Here is a 21007-nt window from a genome sequence, read left to right as displayed (position 1 = left end):
GTCGCCCACCTCCCAGCGCAGTCGAAATCCTGCCCGAGGAGCATCAATGAATTCCGGAAATACGCCACTGGTGTCGGTGGTAATACCCTGCCACAACAGCGCCAAGACCATAGCTCTGAGTGTGCTCTCGGCATTGCACCAGACCCACCCGTCGGTCGAGGTCATTGTCGTTGACGACGCAAGCACCGACAACACCCGGGATATTGTCGGAAAACTCGATTGCACCCTGATCGCGCTGACCGAGAATGTGGGCGCGGGTCCGGCTCGCAACCGTGGCATAGCGGCGAGCCGGGGCGACATCCTGTTCTTCCTCGACTCCGACGTCGCCCTGGCCCCGGAGGCGGTCGCCAACGCCGTGAAGATCTTCCAGGAGAACCCCTCCTACGGCGCGGTATGGGGCGTCTACGGCGACCGTCCCCTGGTCGACGACGGGGTGGTGGAGTGGGTGCAGGTGTTGTACGGCCACTACCGGGCCACCCGCAAGCTGGGGGCGGCCCGCACCGGCCACTTCGCCAGCGGGGCCATCCCCCGCTGGGTCATCGATGAGATCGGGGCCTTCGACGAGCGTCTGCTGGGCCAGTACGCCAACGAGGACCACGAGTTCAGCCTCCGCATCGCCGAGCATTACCCGGTCATCCGCACCTTGTCCGTGATCGGTTACCACGACGACGACGACCAGCTCTCCTCGATTCTGCGCAAGCTCTACCGGCGAGCCGGCTCGCTGGTCCCCCTCGTGCTCAAGCAACGCGAGCTCAAGCCCGAGCGGGAAGCAACCCACCGGCCCGCCGAGGTCGCAGCCGCCTCTCTGGCCACCGCCAGCCTCCCCCTGGTGTTGGTCTCTCCCTACCTGGCGGCCGTACCTCTCGCTTTTCTGGCCTGGTTCATCAGCGTCGACCTGCCGCTCTTCAACTACGTGCGGCGCACTGCGGGCTGGCGGATGGTTCCGCCCAGCGCGTTTCTCAGCTTTCTGTACAGTCTCGCGATTTCCGCGGGTGCGTTGAGCGGTGGCCTGCGCTACGTGCTCGACGCGCGCTTTCGACAGAGGTACCGGACACCGGCCGAAGTCCATTAGGGACTGCGGTCGGGTTCGGCGTGATCAGGGGGAGAGCGTGTGAGGATCCGACTACTGGGGCCCGTCGAGGTGGAGGCGGCCGACGGCCCGTTGGACGTGGGACCACGTCAACGGCGTGCCGTCCTGGCGGCCCTGGCCATGGACGCCGGCACCCCGGTGTCCATCGACACCCTGACCGAGCGAGTGTGGGGCCCGGCGGCTCCGGATGCGCCCCGTAGCGCGCTCTACGCGCATGTCGCGCGGCTGCGCCGGGCTCTCGCCCAGGTCCAGGACGACTCCGGTCGACCGGTCAGCCTGAGCCGCCACGGGGACGGGTACGTCCTCAACGTCGACCGCCAGCAGGTCGACCTGCATCGACTGAACCAGCTCATCGACACCGGTCGGGCCGGAGTACGCACCAGCGACGTCGAACGGATCGGCGCCCTGCGGGAGGCGATGGACCTGTGGCGGGGGGACCCACTGGCCACCCTCGCCGGCGACTGGGCCAACCGGGTTCGGCGCAGCGTGGCCTCCCAGTTGATCAGCCTGGCCGCCGCCTGGAGCATGGAGGAACTGCGACTGGGCAACCCGGAGGCGGTGGTCGACCGGCTGGGTCGGATCCTCGGCTCGTACCCCCTGGCCGAACCGCTGGTGGCCTTGCAGATGCGGGCCCTGTGCTCGATGGGGCGTACCCCGGAGGCCTTGCAGTCCTATGTCGACATCCGGGCCCAGATCGTCGATCAGTTCGGCGCCGAACCCGGGCCGGAACTGCGGAACCTGCATGTCGCCATCCTGCGCGGCGAACTCGATGAGCCGCACTCCGGCACGGTCGCGACGGTCTCCGCGCCGGTGCGGCAGGTGCCACGGCAACTGCCCGCCGACATCGCCCGCTTCTCCGGCCGTCACGACGACCTGGCCCCCCTGCTGAACCGTCTGAACCCCGCCGGCACGACCGACTCCGCCCCGGTGGTGTCGATCTACGGAGCCGCCGGGGTGGGCAAGTCCACCCTGGCCATCCACGCCGCGCACAAACTGGCCAACCGGTACCCGGACGGCCAGCTCTACATCGACCTGCGCGGCACCAGCGTGGACGCGGAGCCGCTGACCCCGGTCGACGCCCTCGCCCGGCTGCTGCGCACCCTCGGGGTCAGCAGCTTCACCTGTGCCCCGGAGCAGGTCGACGAGGCCGCCGCCCAGTTCCGGTCGGTGGTGGCCGGACGGCGGCTGCTGCTGGTGCTGGACAATGCCGTCGACGCCGCCCAGGTGCGACCCCTGCTGCCCAGTGGCGCCGGCTGCGGAACCCTGGTGACCAGCCGCCAGCCGCTGGCGGGTCTCGGTGACGTCAGCCAGCTGCGGGTCGGGCCGCTGACCATCGCCGACGCCATCGCGCTGCTCAGCCACTGGGTGGGAGCGGAACGGGTGGCCGCCGAGCCGGAGGCCGCGGCCGCGATCGCCGAGTGGTGCGAATGCCTGCCACTGGCGCTGCGCATCGTCGGGGCCCGGCTGGTGGCCCGCCCCGGCTGGCCGCTGGCCGAGCTGCGCGACCGGCTCGCCGACGAGCGGCGCCGGCTGGACAATCTGGAGTTCGACGGGGTCGGCCTGCGAGCCAGCATGGCCGGCTCCTACGACCGGCTCTGCGGCAGCGCGGACCGCTCGGAGCGGGCCATCGCCGAGGCCTTCAAGCTGCTGGGGACCTCGACGATGACGGAACTCAGCCGGTCCACGGCCGCCCGGCTGCTCGCCCGTTCCGAGGCACACACCGAACGCATCCTGGAGCGGCTGGTCGACGTGCAGCTTCTGGAGACCTCGGCGCCGGGCAGTTACCGGATGGGGGAACTCCTGCGGCTGTACGCCCGGGAACGCTTCGCCGGGCTCCAGGAGAAATGACCGGCGAGACGGTCGGACAAGGAAGAAGCAAGCGGTTCACGGTTAGCGTTGGTCACCCAGGTCGATTCCTTTCCATGATCGGAGAAGGTGGCCCGTGTCGACAAAAGAACTGGACGCCGAGCAGACCTTCCCGGAAATCGCCGAAACAATCACCACGGCGCCCCGGAAGCGATGGTGGGGGGTAGCCCGCAAGGTCGCCATGGGTCTCCTGCTGGTGGTGACCGCGTTCTTCATAGTGATCACCCTCCGTGGTCAGGACTGGTCCACCGTGGCCGCCACCCTGCGTGGCCAACGGCCCGGTTTCGTCGCGACCATGGTGGCGCTGGCCGTACTGGCCAACGCCCTCGGTCTGGTCGCCACGATGATCTCCTGGCGGGCCATGTTGGTCGGCGTCGGCGAACGGGTGGCCGCCGTGGACGCGGCCCGGATCTTCTACCTGGGCCAGTTCGTCAAGTACGTGCCCGGCAAGGTGGCCGGCTTCCTGGTCAGCGTCGAGATGGGCCGGCGCATCGGGGTGCCGGCGGCCCGGATGGGGGCGGCCTGGCTGCTGGCCCTCGTGGTGAGCCTGCTGACCGGCGCCACCGTGGGGCTGGCGGCCGGCCCGGAGGTCTTCGGGGCCTCCTCCGCCTGGCTGCTGCTGGCCGTCCTGCCGGTGGCCGCGGTCCTGGTCCGCCCCGAGTTGGTCGGCTGGGCCGCGACCCTGGTGGCCCGGTTGCGCCGGCGCCCGGAGCCGACGACGGCGATGTCCGGGACCGGCATCCGGCAGGCGGTCGTCGCCCAACTGCTGGCCTGGCTGATCGGCGGGGCCCACCTGTGGCTGCTGGCCGTGGCGATGGGTGCTCCGCCACTGCGGGCGCTGCCGCTCTGCCTCGGCGCCTTCGGACTCGGCGCGGTGGCCGGGGTGATCGCCGTCTTCGCCCCGGACGGCATCGGGGTCCGGGAGGTGGTGGTGACGGCCGCACTCAGTGTCATCCTGCCGGTGCCGGTGGCCGGAGTGGTGGCACTGGTCAGCCGAGTGGTCGTCACGGTCAGTGAGCTTGCTACCGCCGGAATCGGCCTGCTCGTCACTGCGGCGATCATGCGACGCGCTACGGCCGGATCGCCTGCCGCAGCAACGGAGGGTGTCGATGGGAATTCCATCCCACCGGCCTCCAAGAATTCACCAAGAAGCCTGCCGCAGGCAGGCCGCTAATGTGTTCAGGAATCAGGAAATTCTGCCGTAGAGCTACCTCAGAGAATGCGGTACTGATGCCGGACAGGAAATACGATCTGACGATTGCGGCCCCCCACTACGAGCCGTACGTCAGTGGCCACGCGCAGACCGCGCGCAGCATTGCCGAGGGCATGGCCAATCGGGGTTGGCGGGTCGCGGTCGTCACCGCCCAGCACGATGCCGAGCTGCCGCTGCGCGACGCCGTCGGTGGGGTGGACGTCTACCGCTCCCCCATGCTGACGCGAGCCAGCCGATCGCCACTCGCCCCCCGCTATCCGATGCTGGTCGGGCAGCTGGCGCGGCAGTCCTCGGTGCTGCACCTCAACCTGCCGATGCCGGCAGCGGGACTGCTGATGCCCCCGGCGCCGCGGGTGCCGGTGGTGAGCATGCTGCACAGCGACCCCCAGCCGCCGTCGAAGTGGTTCTGCCGGGCGGTCATGGCGGCCTCGGACGCCGCCTCCCGAGCGGTCATCCGCCGCTCCGCCGTCGTCGTGGCCTCCAGCCGGGACCAGGCCCACGCCTCCCGGTTCTGGCCGGACATCCAGGACCGCACCTTCACCCCGATCGCGCCACCCTGCCTGGATCGGCGCGGCGGCGAGCCCCGATACCGGGAGACCCGTGGCCTGCATGTCGGATTCCTCGGAAGGATCGTGGCGGACAAGGGCATCGCCTACCTGGTACGGGCCTTCCACCGGATCCCCGACCCCGACGCCCGGCTGCTGATCGCGGGCAACTACCACACCATCGCCGGGGGCAGCAATCTGGCCGCCGTGCAGGCGGAGATCGACCGCGACAGTCGGGTCCGGATCCTCGGCGAGTTGCGCGGCCGGGAGGTCAACGACTTCTACGCCTCCGTCGACGTGTTCGCGCTCCCGGCGGTCGCCGGATCCTTCGGCACCGTGCTGGCCGAGGCGATGATGAGCGGGATTCCGTCGGTGACCACCGATCTGCCCGGCAGCCGGTACCCGGTCACCGCTACCGGGTTCGGCCTGGTGGTGCCGCCCCGGGACCCGCAGGCGCTGGAACAGGCCATCTCCGAAATGGCGACCGTGCCGCGGGACTGGCGGGAGCGCAAGGCCCGGGCGGCCCGGGCCCGCTTCTCCGTGGCCACCTCACTGGACGCGCACGAGGTTCTCTTCAGCACCCTTCGCGGGCGTACGGCAGCACGGCAATACCGATGAAACAAGGGAGAGGTTGGAGTCCGATGAACGAACAACCGCTGGTCTCAGTGATCATTCCGAACTACAACTACGCCAGCACCATCGGCGAGTGCATCAAGGCGGCGAAGAACCAGACCTACCCGTCCGTCGAGGTGATCGTGGCCGACGACGCCAGCACGGACGACTCCGTGGCGATCGCCCGAGCCCTGGACGTCACCGTGTTGCAGGTGCCGGTCAACAGTGGGGTCTCCACCGCCCGGAACCTGGGTGCCCGGCACGCCAAGGGTGAGGTGTTGTTCTTCGTCGACTCCGATGTGGCCCTCGACCCGGACGCGGTCGCCCGCGCGGTCGAGTACCTCCAGACCGAGCCGGGGCTCGGCGCGATCTGCGGCATGTACCGGGCCGAGCCGATGTTCCCCGACAGCCTGGTCAAGCGCTACCGCGCCATCCAGCAGTACGTCTGGTTCTGCGAGGTCGAGGGAGCCATCCCCGGTCTGCACTCGGCGCTGTTCGCGATGAAGAAGGAGACCTTCCTGGAGATCGGCGAGTTCAACGACCGGCTCCGGTGGACCGAGGAGCAGGACTACGGCTTCCGGCTCAACGCCCGCTACGAGGTCAAGGCCGTCCCGACCATCCGGGGACGCCACGACCACGACGGCACCATGCGGGTGATGCTGACCAAGGTGTTCAACCGCACCCGGCTCGGCGCCCCGAACTGGCTGCGGCTGAACAAGCTCCCCGGCGGCGCCGGCACCGGCTACCGGGCGCTGGGCAGCGCCTTCATCCTCGCGGCGGTGTTCGCGCTGATCTCGGCGGTGTTGCTGGGCCCCTGGGCGCTGCTGGCCGCCGCGGTGTTCACCGGGATCGGCATCGCCCTGGACAAGCGCACCTACGCGTACGCCTTCCGTCACCACGGGGTCATCTTTGGCCTACAATTCACGGTGCTCCATCTGTTGGTGACGCTCACGTCTGCGGTGGCAGCCAGCATCGGCATCCTGCAGGGCCTGCTGTACCCGAGCATGACCCAGCGGCTCTACCGCGTCGAGACGCCCGCCTGACCCCTCCCACGCGCCAGCATTAGCAGTGGTGCCTGACCGGAAGTTGAAGATGACTCTTTCTGACCAGTCCGACGACCTGGGCTTCGGGATCGACAGCACGGCCACCGAGGTGCTCGCCGGCATCGACCTCACCGGCAAGCTAGCCATCGTCACCGGCGGCTACTCCGGCCTGGGCCTGGCGGCCACCCGCGCCCTGGCCGCCGCCGGCGCCCGGGTCGTCGTCCCGGCCCGGCGTACGGATGTCGCCCGGGAGGCCGTCGCCGGGATCGAGGGGGTGGAGGTCGAGGAGCTCGACCTGGCCGACCTCGACAGCGTACGGGCCTTCGCCGACCGGTTCCTCGCCTCCGGCCGCAGCATCGACATCCTGATCAACAACGCCGGCATCATGGCCACTCCCCTGACCCGGGTGGGCCCGGGCTGGGAGGCCCAGTTCGCCACCAACCACCTGGGGCACTACGCCCTGGTCAACCGGCTCTGGCCGGCCCTGACCGCCGAGGGTGGCGCGCGGGTCGTCGTGCTGTCGTCCGGTGCCGGGGAGACCCCCCGGATCAACTGGGACGACGTGCACTTCGCCGAGGGCTACGACAAGTGGGCGGCGTACAGCCAGTCGAAGTCGGCGAACATCCTCTTCGCCGCCGAACTGGACCGGTTGGGTAGGGCCGCCGGGGTGCGGGCCTTCTCGGTCAACCCCGGCTACATCCTCACCCCCTTGCAGCGCCACCTCGCCAAGGAGGAGATGGTCGGCGCCGGCTGGATCGACGAGGAGGGCAACGCCCTGCTGCCGGAGTTCCGGGCCCCCGAGCAGGGCGCCGCCACCCAGGTCTGGGCCGCTACCGCACCCGCTCTGGAGACCGAGGGCGGCAGCTACCTCCAGGCCTGCAAGGTCGCCAAGACCTTCGAGGGCCCGGAGGACCGGGAGGCCGCCGAGCGGCTCTGGGCCCTCTCGGCCGAGTTGACCGGCGTCGACGCCTTCGGCAAGTCCGAGTAGTCCCGCCTCGGCGGGTCGGCGATCTGCGCCGACCCGCCGACACGGAACCCCGGGGCCAGGCGAGGATGCCTGGCCCCGGAGCTTTTCTCAGTTGCGTCGGCTCCACTGCTGGTTGGCACCGCCGTTGCAGGACCAAAGAATGATCTTCGTGCCGTTGGCGGTGGCGGCACCGTTGGCGTCCACACAGAGTCCGGACTGGACGCTGGTGATGGTGCCGTTGGCGTTGAGGTTCCACTGCTGGTTGAGACCACCGTGGCAGTCCCAGATGATGACTGCCGTGCCGTTGGTCGTGCCGTTACCGAAGGCGTCCAGGCACTTGTTGCCGTACACCGTCAGCTGCTTGCTCGCGGTGTAGGTCCACCGTTGGTGGGTGCCGCCGCCGCAGTCCCAGAGTTGCAGCTGAGTGCCGTTGGCGGTGGCCGCACCGGGGACCTCGATGCACCGACCCGACTGGCCGCCCACGAGTTGTACGCCCTGCCCGCTGCTGGTGCCCTGTCGCCGGACGATCGACGCGGATTCGGCCGACCGGTTGCCCTGGGCGTCCAGGACGTAGAGCCGGTAGTCACCCGAGGTCGTGGGTACGGCGATGCTGGTGGCGGTGCCGTCCGCCCTGGTCATCGTCGGTCCGACGGCGAAGGTGGTGGTACCGGAGGGGGCCAACCAGACCGATCTGGTCGCCTCCCCGGTGCTGCGGATCGGGATGGAGTTGACTCCACCGGCCACAGCGGTGCTGGCCGGTAGGGCGAGATCCGCCAGGGGCAGGTCGCGCGCCCGAAGGATGTCCCGGTAGGCCTCCTGCGGCCCGGAGTTCACCGCGATCTGGTACGCCGCGGCCGGCCACACGTAGTCGGAGGAGACGATGATGTCGTCGATGGTGCTGTTGGGCAGGTTCTTCTCGGAGACCTTGTTGATCGGGCCGTAGGTGCGGGTGATGGTCAGGTCGTGCTTACGCCCGAAGTTGTCCGAGTTGATCATCCAGGTGATGTTCTTGTCGACGCTCAGCACGTTGTCCCGGAAGGTCATGTACGCCGAGCCCTCGTCCGGGTGCAGCCCGTACTTGTGACCGGCCGGAACCCCCTGGAGGTAGTTGTCGCTGACGACCGTGCCCGGCTGACTGCCCAGGGTGTAGATCGGGGCGGTGTCGCTCAACCGCTGGACGGTGTCGATGATGTGGTTGTGGCTGATGGTGTTGTTCTTCGCCGTCGTGGTCGGCCGGTTGGGCACGATCGAGCCCGATGAGCCGTCGAAGTTCCACCACCCCCACCCCATGGTGATGCCCGCCCAGGGGGCCTTCTCGATGCGGTTGTGCTGCACCGTCAGGGAGTCGACGAAGTAGGCCGCGACCGCGCCGTGCCCGTTGAACAACACCGCGCTGTCATGGATGTAGTTGTTCTTGATCTCGATGTTCCTCGGTGCCGCCTCGACCTGGGGCGGGTACTTCTCCCGGTTGTTCGAGGTGTGGTCCCCGAGGTAGACGTGCTGCGGATGCCCCACACTGACCGCGGTCCCCGCGATGTCGTTCGTGTAGTTGCCGATCAACCGGGTGTTGATCACATCGTTGACCAGGGTGATCCCGTCGGCACCGGAGTGCTGGACCCGGTTGCGTTCCAGCAGGATGCCGTCGGCGTTCTGGAGGTGGACCATGCCGGGAACCAAGTCGACATTGCGGTAGTGATAGACGTGGAAGTTGCCCCGGGCGTACGCGAAGGCACTGAGGTTGCCCTGCTGCGCCTGCTTGAACACCGACCCGGCGACATTGACCAGGTTCCAGTCGGAATGCTCCACGGTCAGCCCGGAGAAGGTGAGATTGCGGGCCCGGTTGCTGGTCGAGGTGCCGGCGATCCGCAGCACGGTGGCCACGTTGTTCGGCGCGAAGACCGAGGCGGTGGCCATGTTCTCGCTGCTGGCCCGGTAGTAGTAGACCGTCCGACTGGACTTGTCGAAGTAGAACTCGCCCGGGGCGTCCAGGAACTCGTACGCGTTCATGACCTTGTGGCTGCCGTTGATCTGGGCGTTGCCGTTGAAGGCCCCCTGGGCGATGGCCGCACCGGGTTGCTGGAACAGGGCCACCCGGTTCGACCCCTCGGTGATCACCTGCCGGACCCCCACGATGGCGGTGGTCCAGGTGGTCGCCGTCTCGATCTCGATGTCCTCCTGGTTTCCGGCCACGGCCGGAAAGTCAGAAAGGCTGTATCTGGCGCCGGCGCATTGTGATCCGGATTCCCAGGCCCAGTCGGCCTGTCCGGCATTGATGGTGTACGATCCGTGGCAGCCCGCCGAGTTGATGGTCTTGGCGGCCATGAAGGCCCGCTTGCCGTTGACGTAGAGCGACCGCAGCTTGCCGGCCCGGTCCAGCGGGGCCTTCCAGATGTTGCCGCTGTGCTGGGTCCAGCCGGTGACCGGCACCCCGCCCTGAAGCACCGGGGTCTCACCCGGGTAGGCGGCATAGCTGATCCGGTAACCGTTGGTGCCGGAGTCGCTCGCCCCGAACTCGATCGTGCTGCCCACCGGATAGGTTCCGCCGCGCAGGTAGACCTGGATGTCGCCGGTCATGCTCGCATTCGTCGTCCGTACGACGTCCCGGGCCCGTTGCAGGCTTCGGAACGGTGCGGTGATGGTGCCCGGGTTGGCGTCGCTGCCGTCCGGCGCCACGTAGTACGTCGCCTGGGCTGCGGCCGAAGCCGGTTGCTGATCGGCGACCAGGGAGGGCACCACCCCGGAGACGAGCACCGCGACCGCCAGCAACGAGCGCCTGGCCGCAGGAGCAGTGCTCCCCATATCAGGCCCTCGCCCAACGCTGGTTGCCGCCGCCGTGGCAGCTCCACACGATCACCGCGCTGCCGTTGGCGGTGGCAGCGCCGTTGACGTCCAGGCACAACCCGGTCTGGGCGCTGCTGATCGTGCCGTTGCTGTTGAAGACCCACTGCTGGTTCGCGGCACCACTGCAATCCCAGATCTGCACCCGGGTCCCGGTGCCGGCGTTGTTCGGCACGTCCAGGCACTTGCCCATCACCTGGAGGGCCCGCCCGTTCTGGGTGAACTGCTGGTTGGCGTTGTTGTGGCAATCCCAGATGATCATTTGCGACCCGTTGGCGGAGCTTGCGCCGTTGACGTCCAGGCATCGGCCGGAGGCCTCGTTGCGCAGCCGGTTGCCGGTCGGGTTCGGGTTGGGGTTCGAGCCGCTGTTGAGGGCGTCGAGGACGGCCGTGTACGCGGGCTTCTTGTTGCCGGCGCAGTCGAACAGCAGGGCGTTGTCCCCGCCACGCCAGGAGTCGCAGTCCCGTACCCCCCACACCGTGATGCCGGTGCAGCGCGAGATCGCCAGGCAGGCGCGGGTGACGGCGCCGTACATGTTGGCCTGGTTGCCACCCTGGGTGATGTCCAGCTCGGTGATCTCCACGTCGACGCCCAGGTCGGCGAAGCGCTGGAGGTTGGCCTGGTAGTCACCGGGGAGGGTGGTGCCCAGGTGGGACTGGAAGCCCACGCAGTCGATCGGCACCCCACGGGACTTGAAGTCGCGCACCATGTTGTAGATGCCGGTGGACTTCGCGTTGATCCCGTCGGTGTTGTAGTCGTTGTAGCAGAGCTTGGCGTTGGGATCGGCCGCCCGGGCGGCACGGAAGGCCGCCTCGATCCAGTCGTTGCCGGTGCGCTGGAGGTTGGAGTCCCGCCGGGCGCCGCTGCCGCCGTCGGCGAAGGCCTCGTTCACCACGTCCCAGGAGTAGATCTGCCCCCGGAAGTGGCTGGCCACCTGGGTGACATGGTTGATCGCGGCGTTGCGCAGGTCACCGCCGGACAGGCCGTCGGTCCAGCGGGGCTGCTGAGCGTGCCACAGCAGGGTGTGTCCGCGTACCTTCATGCCCTGGGATCGGGCGTGGCTGACGATGCGGTCCCCGGCGCTGTAGTTGAACACGCCACGCTGGGGTTCGGTGGCGTCCCACTTCATCTCGTTCTCGGCGACGAGGCTGTTGAACTCGCGGTTGAGCACCGACATGTAGGTGCTGTCGTTGAACTTGTACGTCCCGACGGCCGCGCCGAAGTACCGGCCCTTCTCGGCCGCCGAGGCACCGAGGGTGCTGGCCGCGCTGGCGGCACTGACCGGTGCCAGGACAAAGCCGGCCGCCAGCGCCCCGGCCGCCAGCGTGCGCAGGATCGCCGTGGAGGACCACAGTCGCCGCCGTGGTAGGAGTGTCTTCATGTGCCCGCAACCCTTCTCGGAGTGGATTCGCCTAGACGAGTGAGCGCTAACATCGCCGGCTAAGTCGGGCTGCGCGCGGGGGCGACACAGGGGCAAGAGAACGTCACACGTCGATGAAGCTGAGATTGCCACAAAGTTTCGCTGCACTCAAGAAGCCCTGCACAGGGCGATGCATCCAATCATGATCGTCAACCCCTGAAGGCTCGGCCGCTCCACCGGAGGTACGGGCGGACCAGCGGCCCGCCGGATGGTGAACGATAACGTCGGGGAGCCACCACACCGGGATCGACCCCGCCCGCCCAGCATCGACCACCGACCCGGACACCCCTTCACTGCCGGGCAATTCGAGGGCAAAAAATCGACACTCTTGCATGCGTTAACGGAGCTCCGGTATGAATGCTTAACACTCGTTAAGGTCCGGTTCCTGGGAGGAGCGGCGATGAAGAACGCCTCGCGCCATCTACGTAGGTTGGTGGCCGCACTCGGCGCCTGCACACTCGGGCTTAGCCTGCTGTCGGCACCCGCCGAAGCGTCCTCAGTTTCCGTTCTCGCTCCACATTCCGAGCGGGCACCCGAATCGGAGCAGTTCGAGGCCGAGGGGGTCACGACCGTCGGTGAACTGCGCACGGTCGACAGCACCCTGTCGTACCTCCGCGACGGCCGCACCCAGGTCATCCGGCACCCTGGCGCCACCTACGTCAAGGTGCACTTCAGCGCGCTGCGCCTGGCCCCCGGCGAGTACGTCACCGTGTCCAGCCCGGACGGCAGCGAAAGCTACCGGTACGACCGCAACCTGAACCGGGCGACCGGCTCGGACTACACCACCGACGGCCGACCGGGCTTCTGGGCCATGTCCGTGGAGGGCGACACCGCGGTGGTCACCCTGCACAGCAACCGATCCTCGCGTGCCACCGCCGCCACCATCGACCGGTTCTGGCGCGGCTACGACCGCACGGAGGTCGCCCAGTACAACTTCTCCACCCAGTCCGTGTGCAGCACCGACGCCCGCCGCGACGTGGTCTGCTACCAGAACAGCCACCCCACCGAGTTCGCCCGCAGCAACGCGGTGGCGCGACTGTTGATCAGCGGCGGCGGCATGTGCACCACCTGGCGGGTCGGCAACACCAACCGCATGCTGACCAACAAGCACTGCTTCTCCACCCAGGCCGCGGTCAGTGGCAGCGAGATGCAGTTCAACTACCAGTGCGCCACCTGCGGCGGCTCGAACCCCGGCCCCGGCACCAAGGTCAGCGGCGCCACCCTCTACCGGGTGAGCAGCGGCGGCTCCAGCCAACTGGACTACGCCCTGTTCTCCGTCAACAACTTCGCCGCCATCCAGGGCTTCGGCACCCTGTACCTGGCGACGACCGCCACCACCAACGGCACCCAGATGTACATCCCGGGCCACGGCGACGGCAGCCCCAAGCGCCTGTCGATCTTCGAGAACACCCAGAACGGCGCCCGCTGCACCGTACGCAGCGCGAACTACAACACCTGGAACATCAGTTACAGCTGCGACACCTCCGGCGGCAACTCCGGCTCGCCGGTGCTGAACAGCAGCCACCGGGTGATCGCCCTGCACCACCTCGGCGGCTGCCCGTCCAATCAGGGCGCCAAGGCGCACCTGATCTACAACGAGATCGCCAGCCTAATCGACAACGGCTGACCACCACGGCGCCATCCTTCGATGCTGGCCGCCGCCGACCCCGGCGGCGGCCGGTATCACGGTGGCACCTCGTCGTCGCGAACACTCTGAGGTAGCCCGGCCGCAGCGGCGATGACCTCGACGGCCTCGTCCAGACCGGTGGTCTCGGCCAGCACGAGTTCGTCCGGCCAGCCCAGGACATCATGGTCGGCGTACCAGCCGCTCATCTGCTCGGCGGTGAGCTCCGTAACCTGCGGACGGGTGAGGTGCCGGCGCAGCGTCTCCGCCAGAGACACGTCGAGGTAACAGAACAACGACCGGCCGCGGTGCCCCTCCCGCAGGGAGGTCAACATGCTCCGGTGCCGGCCGGTGTGCAGAATGCCCTCCAGCACGACGTGATAGCCGCGGTCCAAGGCGAACCGCACGGTTTGCTCGATCAACGCCGGTGCCACACCGCCGGCCTTGTCCCGCTCCCGCAGCACGATGCGACGCAGATAATCTTGCTCCACCAGGGCACAACCTCGACCGTGCCGACGCCGTAGCTCACGGGCGATGCTGCTCTTGCCCGACCCGGAGTTACCTCGAATGCAGACGAGAACGGTGTCCGGGCTGCCAGTCGGTTCCGCGCGCACCACCCCTCCTCGGACCAGTCGTCACGCTGGGTGGGCACCCCACCCCGCGTCCCATGGTGGGGCTACTTCTTCGCGGCACCCCTGTCAATCTGACCGCAGCCTGGGACCGAACTGGCCGTCCTCATCATGGACCCGTCCCGCCGAAATTCCCCTGACTGAACACAAAATCGCCAAGGAGAAGGACAATCGGCCGCTCGGCCCATAGGACCCACAGTGGATGATCGACAACAATGAGGTTCGTCCTGGGGAGGTCATCAATGGCTGGGCTGTTCGACGGGTTCGAGGGCTATCGTGTGGTGAGTGAGGCCGAGTCGCGTCAGGCGTTGGTCAGCGCACTGGTCGCGGTAGACGCGAATGTGCTCCTCAATCTCTACCGCTACAACGCTCGGACCACTGCGGACCTGTTGACGATCTTCGAGAAGCTCGGCGACCGCCTCGTAGTGCCGTACCAGGCTATGCGCGAGTTCCACCGCAATCGACTCCGCGCCATCGGCAATCCCGAGCAGGCGACAGGCGAAGCGCATACCGCCTTGGACAAGAGCCGGGCCACCGCAGCACGGGCCCTCGAGACTTGGTCCAAGCACTTAGCCATCGACGACGCTGAACTGCAACGTCTGCACATTGACATTGATGCCGTGTTCCAGCGCCTACAGGACGCGATCGAGCGAGCAACACCCGACCGCGTTCACCCCTCCACGCCAGCCGACGCAGACCCGGTACTGAGCAGACTCTCCAAACTCTTGGCCGGCAGGGTCCTCGGATACCCGGGTGACGAGATCTGGCAAGCCATGATCGCCGAGGGCAACCAGCGCGTTGACGAACTCACACCTCCCGGATATCTGGACGCCGAGAAGGGCGACCAGTATCCGGAGGGCGCTGCTGGCGACTTCCTCGTCTATCGACAGGCATGTCACGAGGCGAAAACGCGGGGCATGGACCTCATCATCGTCACGAACGACGAGAAGGAGGACTGGTGGTGGCGCCGTGGGCCAGACATGATCGGCCCGCGACAGGAGATGACGAAGGAGTTCTTCGACAGTACGGGACGCCGCTTGTTCCTGATGCGGGCAAGTGATCTGCTGAATCGGTCAGAGGCTCTCGATGTCGAGGTGAATCCAGCGTCCGCCAGGGACGCCGACATCAACCGCGCAGACATCCATGAGCCGGGCAAGTGGACAGCAGAAGCAGTGGATATGTTGCTCAAGAGACTACGCGGCGAGGGACGGCGCGACCTAGCTGACGTAATCACTGCTGCGGCATCAGCCGGCGGCACCATCAGTCGCGAAGACATCTACACCCTCTGCGGCTACCGCGAAGATCGTATGCTGCGCGGGATCACCCGGCCAGCCGCCCGGATCACCGCCGACCTACAAGCCGCCAGAGTCCTGCCGCCGTCCGTCACACCGATGATGAAGCCGGTTTACATCGACGCGGGCGCCTTGAGCGCCATTCGCGTTCCATCGGAAGTGGTGGATATTCTCAGCGCGAGCGTCACACCGACCAGCAGCGAGCTGGAGGCAGAAGCGGGTGGCAAGTACCAACCCCTCGCTGATTATCTGGCGGCGCTGGATACCGAGACGACGTCAATGACCTTCAGTGAGATCGAAGACATCCTTGGGGACACGCTCGCACCTTCGGCCCGCAGGCATCTCCCCTACTGGTACTCCCCGCAGAACTCCCTGGGTAGAGCGATAGCAGCGGCAGGCTTCAAAGCCCGCGGGGTACGAATAGAAAGCGAAACGGTCGAGTTCGTCAGGCGCTCATAATTCAGTCGGCATTTGCCGTCAGCGCCCTGTTGGTGCACGCTCATGTCTGCTCTGGTGTCTGTGGGGCGGCCGTAGGCGGGCGTCGGCTGCGGTGCTGGGTGGGCCAGCCGAGGAATCGGTCGAAGACGCTGGCGGTGCTACCGGTGTTATTGGGGTGGAGCTGGTGCAGATCGTCGATCGCGTCGTGCAGGCAGCTGGCCAGGTAGAGAAAGAGGCTGACCGGGCTGTCCCGGTACTCCGTCAGAAGGGCGACCTTCGCCGCGCCGCAGGGCCACGGCTGGCCGCACCGCCGGCACAGCCACAGCGGCCGCATTGGCAAGTGCGGTCGGGGCGGTTCGGCGCGGACTGCCCCGACCGGCCCCCTGGCAGTGCAAGCGGCCGTAACGGCAGATGCTCCGATGGCGCAGGCGGTTCGGCGTCCGCCGGGCAATCCTCGTCGCTACTCATCGGGGATCGCGCTTTGCCATACCTCTACCTTCCGGCGCACGTAGGACCCACGGGATGTGACCTCTGACCCGCTGGCTCAAGAAAGCATCACGGGTCGGGCTGACGTCTTCACCTCTCGCCCGTTCTACGAACGACTCGGCCCGGATCCGACGCCCTGCCGCGAGGAAGTTCCAACCCGCGTACGCGAAAAGGCCCGACCGGTGGTAACCACCAGGTCAGGCCTTGCTCATTGCCCTGGTGATCAGCGATACGCGGCCGCCTGCAGGCTGAAGAACTCGGCGTACATCCCGTTGAGCGCCAGAAGCTCTTCGTGGCTGCCGGACTCTGCGATCCGCCCGTCCGACACGACCAGGATCAAGTCCGCCATCCGGACGGTCGAGAACCGGTGTGACACGAAGACGGTGACGCCGCCGGTACGGATCCCCACGTCACGCGCCGCGTCGGAGTACCGGTCGAACAAGGCGTGCTCGGTCAGCGGGTCCAAGGCGGCGGCGGGCTCGTCGAGCAACAGCAGCAGCGGATCGTCGCGCATCATCGACCGGCTCAACGCGATGCGCTGCCACTGCCCGCCCGACAGTTCAGCGCCGTTGTCGTAGGACTTGCCAAGGTAGGTCTCCAGGCCGATCGGCAGCCGGTCGATCACCTCCTCAGCGTCTGCACGCCGGATTGCCCGCTCCACCGCGCCCGGTGCATCGAGTCGCGGCAGGTCACCGAGGCCGATACTGCTTCTGGCCCGCAGTTCCAGCCGGAGGTAGTCCTGGAAGCTGGCGGAGATCCGCTGGCGCCATCCCAGCGGGTCGAGCCGCCGCAGGTCGGCGCCATCGATGGTGATCTCACCCGCGGTGGGCCGGTAGAACTGGCAGAGCAGCTTGACCAGGGTGGACTTGCCGGAGCCGTTGTCGCCGACGATGGCGACGATCGTGCCGGAAGGGATGCGCAGGCTGAGGCCTTGCAGCACGTCGGTATCGGTGCCCGGGTAGCGGAACGCGACGTCACGCAGCTCGATGCCGTCGGCGAGGACGGCGGGCGGCGCCTGGTCAGCCGGCGGACCGGGTTCCGACGGCGTGGCGTCGCGGATCCAGCTCAACCAGCCGATGGCGCGGGCGTTGCGTTGCAGCGCCTGGGCGAGCGCGACGGCTCCGGCGGCCTGCGCGTTGGTTTGCACGGCCAGCGTGATGGCGAGGACAACGTCGCCGACGGTGCGCTCGCCGCTGATGGCGGCGCGGACGACCAGGACGATGGAGCCGATGTATCCGAGCGCGAAGATCAGCTGACCAGTGAACCGCAGGGCCGCGCCAGCACATTCAGCCCGGCGCAATCGGCTGTCCACCTCGCGGCGGACCGTCCCATGGCGGCGGCGGAGCTCTCCGCCGAGCCCGAAGAGCCGAATCTCCTTGGCGGCGATCGAGCTGAGGGCCAGATCGAACAGGTGCCAGCTCATGCGGGTCGACTCGGCGGTCACGAGTTCGGCACGTTCCAGCCGCTTCTCGGCCAGCCGCCCGGCGATCAACGGGGGGACACCGAAGATCGGCAACAGGAGCAGCCACGGCTCGATGCGGGCGAGGAGCACGGCGGTCAGGGTGAACTGGGTGACCAGCACCCCGATCGTCAGGACGGTCTGCACGCTCTGACCCAGCGTCCACGACTGCTGTCGGAGCAGCTCGAAGCGATCCGCGGCGTCCCCCCGTTCGTGCAGCGCCAGTCCGACCGGCCCGTGCGCCAGGTCGCCGAGTTGGCGTTCGGTGTCCTGCTTGTGCAGATCACCGAGCTCGAAGAAGAAGATGTGGGCGAAGTGCTCCATCGTCAAGCTGAGCAGGATACTCACGGCGGCGGCCGTCGCCGTCCAGACCGCGACATCGGTCCGCCGGTCGAGGGCCGCATCGACCGCCACACCCAGAAAGAGCGCCAGCAGGGGTCCACTCACCGCGCCGAGCATCATCAACAGGGCAGCGGTGATCAGCCTTCCCGGGCTGAGCCGCCACGCCGACGCCAACGTCGCGCGGACACTGCGCAGGACTCTATGCACAGCCTTCCACCTCTTCCTCGGTGAACCGCGCGGCCTGCAGCCGAAACAGCTCCGCATAGCGGCCGTCGAGGGCGAGCAGCTCTTCGTGGGTGCCCTCCTCGACGACGCGACCGTGTTCCAACACGACGATCCGGTCGGCACGGCGCACCGTGGAGAACCGGTGCGAGATGACCACGCTGGTGACTCCTCGGGTGAGGTCGAGGAACCGCTCGAAGAACGCCACCTCCGACCGCACGTCCAGGTTGGCGGTCGGCTCGTCGAGGACGAGAATGCTCGCGCCACCCTCGACGGCGACCAGAGCACGGGCGATCGCGATGCGCTGCCACTGCCCACCGGACAGTTCGGCGCCGCCGGCGTAACGCCGTGACAGTGGAGTCTCCAGGCCGCGGGGGAGCTGGTTGACGAAATCCGCCGCGCCGGCCTTTTCCAGGGCGGCCCGGACCACCTTGTCGGCACGCTCCGGCTCGGCGAGCAACTCGATCGCGCCGAAAGCGACGTTGTCGCGCACCGGCAGCTCGAAGTGGGTGAAGTCCTGGAAGATGGCGGCAACCCGGCGCTGCCACGCCGTGGCCGGGAAGGTCCGAATGTCGACGCCGTCAGCGGTGATCGTCCCGGCCGTCGGTTCGTAGAGCCGGGCCAGCAGTTTCACCAGGGTCGTCTTGCCTGCGCCGTTAAGGCCGACGATCGCCAGCGACCGGCCCGCCTCGATGGTGAGGTCGAGGTCGTTCAGCACCGGTAGCCCGCCCGGATAGGCGAAGGACACCTTGTCGAATCGCAACAGCGTCCTGGGCAGTCCCGCCGGATCGCCCCTGTCGTTCTCGGTGGTGCGGGCGTCGGCCTCGCTCATCCTCTCGATCCGCTCCACCGACCGGTAGGCATTGAGGCCCTGCTCGGTCGCCACATCGGACTCGGCGATGAAACCGCCGATCCTCATGGCGGCCAGGGACGCCTGGAATACGAGTATCAACCCGCCCAAGCCGAGCAGTCCGGACGCCGTTGCCTGAGCCGCTCCCGTCAGCAGCGCGCCCAGCAGCACGAAGGCGACAAGAACATAGAGTATGTAGGGGCCGTAGAACAGCCTGCGTCGGGCCCGCCAGACCGGGAGCACGGCGTCCATGGCGGCCGTCGTGTACTCCTGCTTCAACCAAGGTAGAAGGCCGAAGACCCGCAACTCCTTCGCCGCCGCGGGCTGGAGCAGCATGGTGCGGAGATATTCGCTGCGGCGCCGCAGCCGGGCGGTGCTGCGAAAGACCTCGGTGAACACCGACAGGCCGAGCCGGTAGCCGAAGCGGATCGTCAGGGCCGCGAGGAGCAGAGCCGGCCCCGCCCACCACACGAAGGCAACCGACGTGACCCCGGCAGCGAGCACGGTCTGCAGGTACCGCGAGATCAGCGCGATCTGACCGGCACCCGCGGCACCAGGCGACCACATCTCGGTCCGCAGCCGGTCCTTGGCGTCGGCGACGTGATCGAGCAGCTCCGGATCCTCCATCACGGCCACGCCGCCGCTCGCTTGGGAGGCCGCCATCAACCGGTCACGGACGAGATCGTCGAGGCGACGGCGGATCAGGTTGCCGAGCAGTTCCTGTACCGGCAGCAGCAGCTGCACTCCGAAGAACGCGGCCGCCGCGAGGATCAAGTTGGTCCGAAGATCGCTCCAGGCCGCCGACCCGAGCCCGCCGGCTACCGCGTCCGGCACTCGGGCGACCACGGCTGAGGTGGCGAGGATGAACGCGACCGGCAGGATCCCCGCGGCGATCTGGATCATCACGGCGGACGAAACCAGCGACCAGCCGGCGTTGGGCACCAGGTGCAGGATTCTCATTCGCCCGTCGAGGCGCGATCTGTGGCCGCGAACAAGTTCCGCCCACACAGACCTTTCGTGCGTCGTCACCACCAGGCGCCTCCCGTGCGGCCGTGAATGAGGTAGGGAGATATGGGCGTGCCGTCCCCCAACTCTGCCTACGCGGCAGGAACGGAGAATCCGCTTTCCTCAACCTCGGCAGGTGACCCAGGAGAGGCCGTGGGGGTGGACCTTGCGCACATTTCGAACTGCTCGTAGAGAGCGACCCAGTTGGCGCCGACCTCAGGGTTGAATATCGGCGCAAGCATGGCCTGCAGGATCACCTCGGGAGCTCCCTCGTGTAGCGCGATGAATAGGCTCAGGTTCTTCAGCCAGCCCTCGTAGACAGTCTTGTTGGGGCTCAGCGGCGGCCCTTGATGATAGGCGAAGCTATCTTCGTCGAAGACGAGCTGCGTGCCGGAGCGCTCCAGTCTGTACCCCAACTCGGAATCCTCCAGGCCCCATCCCCGGAATTCCTCGTTGAATCCACCGACGCGCGTGAAGTCGACGCGTGGAACAGAGACGTTGCAGGTGAAAAATAGATGCCACGATGTCTTCAGATCACCGCCGATATCGCTCAGGCGACTCAGCAGGTCCAGCCTGATGTCGCTCTTGATCACGCCGCCGAGGAATTCCTCGCCGCCGTACTCCATGAAGCGGTCGTCGAACGCCTCCGGAGTCCGCAGATATTTTCTGAAGCCGATGACGGCCTTCTTCGCGGAAATGCCTTGGTAGCGCCGAAGATGCTGTGCGACAAAAGTGGGCGGAACCAGTTGATCACCATCGACGAAGATCAGGATGTCGCCGGTCGCTTCTTCTGCACCGCGATTTCTTGCGGCGCTTCTGGACGACGTTGCAGACCGAGGCAGATACAGGTAGCGGAACCGGGAGTCCGCCATCACGTGACGCCGCACGGTCTCTGCTGTCGGGTCGGTCGATCCATCATCGACGACGAGCACTTCGAGAGAATCGGAGACAGCCAGATTCTGTGCACGGAACGTGCGAAGGCATCTGTCCAGCAACACGAACGAGTTGAATGTCGGCACAACCACTGATGCCTTCATCGACGGACGGTCTCCGTTCCAGAGCAGAA

Annotated in this window: 15 protein-coding genes; 8 read left to right on the top strand and 7 right to left on the bottom strand. The window is 67.5% G+C overall.

The window, feature by feature from the left end:
* Nucleotides 1–46 precede the first annotated feature (46 nt).
* The 6 genes from ABZ795_RS04720 to ABZ795_RS04695 all read left to right on the top strand — a co-directional run bounded on the left by ABZ795_RS04720 (nt 47) and on the right by ABZ795_RS04695 (nt 7357).
* Nucleotides 47–1072, top strand: a complete 1026-nt coding sequence (locus ABZ795_RS04720) for a glycosyltransferase family 2 protein (RefSeq protein ID WP_327022408.1) — start codon at nt 47–49, stop codon at nt 1070–1072.
* A 39-nt stretch (nt 1073–1111) separates the two neighbouring features.
* Nucleotides 1112–2938 carry a BTAD domain-containing putative transcriptional regulator gene (locus ABZ795_RS04715; protein WP_357528860.1) on the top strand — a complete coding sequence of 609 codons (1827 nt, stop codon included), beginning with the start codon at nt 1112–1114 and terminating at the stop codon, nt 2936–2938.
* A gap of 94 nt (nt 2939–3032) precedes the next feature.
* Entirely contained in the window at nt 3033–4130 is a 1098-nt protein-coding gene (locus ABZ795_RS04710; RefSeq protein ID WP_357528858.1) for a lysylphosphatidylglycerol synthase transmembrane domain-containing protein, read from the top strand.
* Nucleotides 4131–4186: 56 nt separating this feature from the next.
* On the top strand, nt 4187–5332 hold the full coding sequence (locus tag ABZ795_RS04705; protein WP_327022411.1) for a glycosyltransferase family 4 protein: 1146 nt from the start codon (nt 4187–4189) through the stop codon (nt 5330–5332).
* Between the two features lie 23 nt (nt 5333–5355).
* A complete protein-coding gene (locus tag ABZ795_RS04700; protein WP_357528856.1) occupies nt 5356–6369 on the top strand; it encodes a glycosyltransferase family 2 protein in 1014 nt (337 codons plus the stop codon).
* A 49-nt stretch (nt 6370–6418) separates the two neighbouring features.
* On the top strand, nt 6419–7357 hold the full coding sequence (locus ABZ795_RS04695; RefSeq protein WP_357528854.1) for an oxidoreductase: 939 nt from the start codon (nt 6419–6421) through the stop codon (nt 7355–7357).
* 87 nt (nt 7358–7444) lie between these two features.
* On the opposite strand, the gene ABZ795_RS04690 is transcribed toward ABZ795_RS04695, so the two are convergent.
* On the bottom strand, nt 7445–10135 hold the full coding sequence (locus ABZ795_RS04690; RefSeq protein ID WP_357528852.1) for an RICIN domain-containing protein: 2691 nt from the start codon (nt 10133–10135) through the stop codon (nt 7445–7447).
* 1 nt (nt 10136) lies between these two features.
* Complete coding sequence (locus tag ABZ795_RS04685) at nt 10137–11555, bottom strand: endo-1,4-beta-xylanase (RefSeq protein WP_357528850.1); 1419 nt, start codon at nt 11553–11555, stop codon at nt 10137–10139.
* 439 nt (nt 11556–11994) lie between these two features.
* Between ABZ795_RS04685 and ABZ795_RS04680 the strand changes: the two genes are divergently transcribed.
* Nucleotides 11995–13221 carry a serine protease gene (locus ABZ795_RS04680; RefSeq protein ID WP_357528848.1) on the top strand — a complete coding sequence of 409 codons (1227 nt, stop codon included), beginning with the start codon at nt 11995–11997 and terminating at the stop codon, nt 13219–13221.
* 56 nt (nt 13222–13277) lie between these two features.
* Here the strand turns inward: ABZ795_RS04680 and ABZ795_RS04675 are convergent, their stop codons facing one another.
* Nucleotides 13278–13832 (bottom strand): kinase, encoded by a 555-nt coding sequence (locus ABZ795_RS04675; RefSeq protein WP_357528846.1) that lies wholly within the window; start codon nt 13830–13832, stop codon nt 13278–13280.
* Between the two features lie 257 nt (nt 13833–14089).
* Between ABZ795_RS04675 and ABZ795_RS04670 the strand changes: the two genes are divergently transcribed.
* Nucleotides 14090–15598 (top strand): PIN-like domain-containing protein, encoded by a 1509-nt coding sequence (locus ABZ795_RS04670; RefSeq protein ID WP_357528844.1) that lies wholly within the window; start codon nt 14090–14092, stop codon nt 15596–15598.
* Between the two features lie 40 nt (nt 15599–15638).
* Here ABZ795_RS04670 and ABZ795_RS04665 read toward each other — a convergent pair whose 3' ends face one another.
* From ABZ795_RS04665 to ABZ795_RS04650, 4 genes are all read right to left on the bottom strand, one after another.
* On the bottom strand, nt 15639–15911 hold the full coding sequence (locus ABZ795_RS04665) for a hypothetical protein (protein WP_357528842.1): 273 nt from the start codon (nt 15909–15911) through the stop codon (nt 15639–15641).
* Nucleotides 15912–16286: 375 nt separating this feature from the next.
* Entirely contained in the window at nt 16287–17981 is a 1695-nt protein-coding gene (locus tag ABZ795_RS04660; protein ID WP_357528840.1) for an ABC transporter ATP-binding protein, read from the bottom strand.
* Between the two features lie 82 nt (nt 17982–18063).
* Nucleotides 18064–19878, bottom strand: coding sequence for an ABC transporter ATP-binding protein (locus ABZ795_RS04655; RefSeq protein WP_357528838.1), 1815 nt, complete (start codon nt 19876–19878; stop codon nt 18064–18066).
* A 155-nt stretch (nt 19879–20033) separates the two neighbouring features.
* Nucleotides 20034–20978: a glycosyltransferase gene (locus ABZ795_RS04650; protein WP_357528836.1), complete on the bottom strand. Its 945-nt coding sequence runs from the start codon at nt 20976–20978 to the stop codon at nt 20034–20036.
* Nucleotides 20979–21007: the final 29 nt, after the last annotated feature.

The organism is Micromonospora sp. NPDC047134 (assembly GCF_040643455.1).
Lineage (GTDB): Bacteria > Actinomycetota > Actinomycetes > Mycobacteriales > Micromonosporaceae > Micromonospora.
This window is presented reverse-complemented; position numbering and strand designations above follow the sequence as displayed.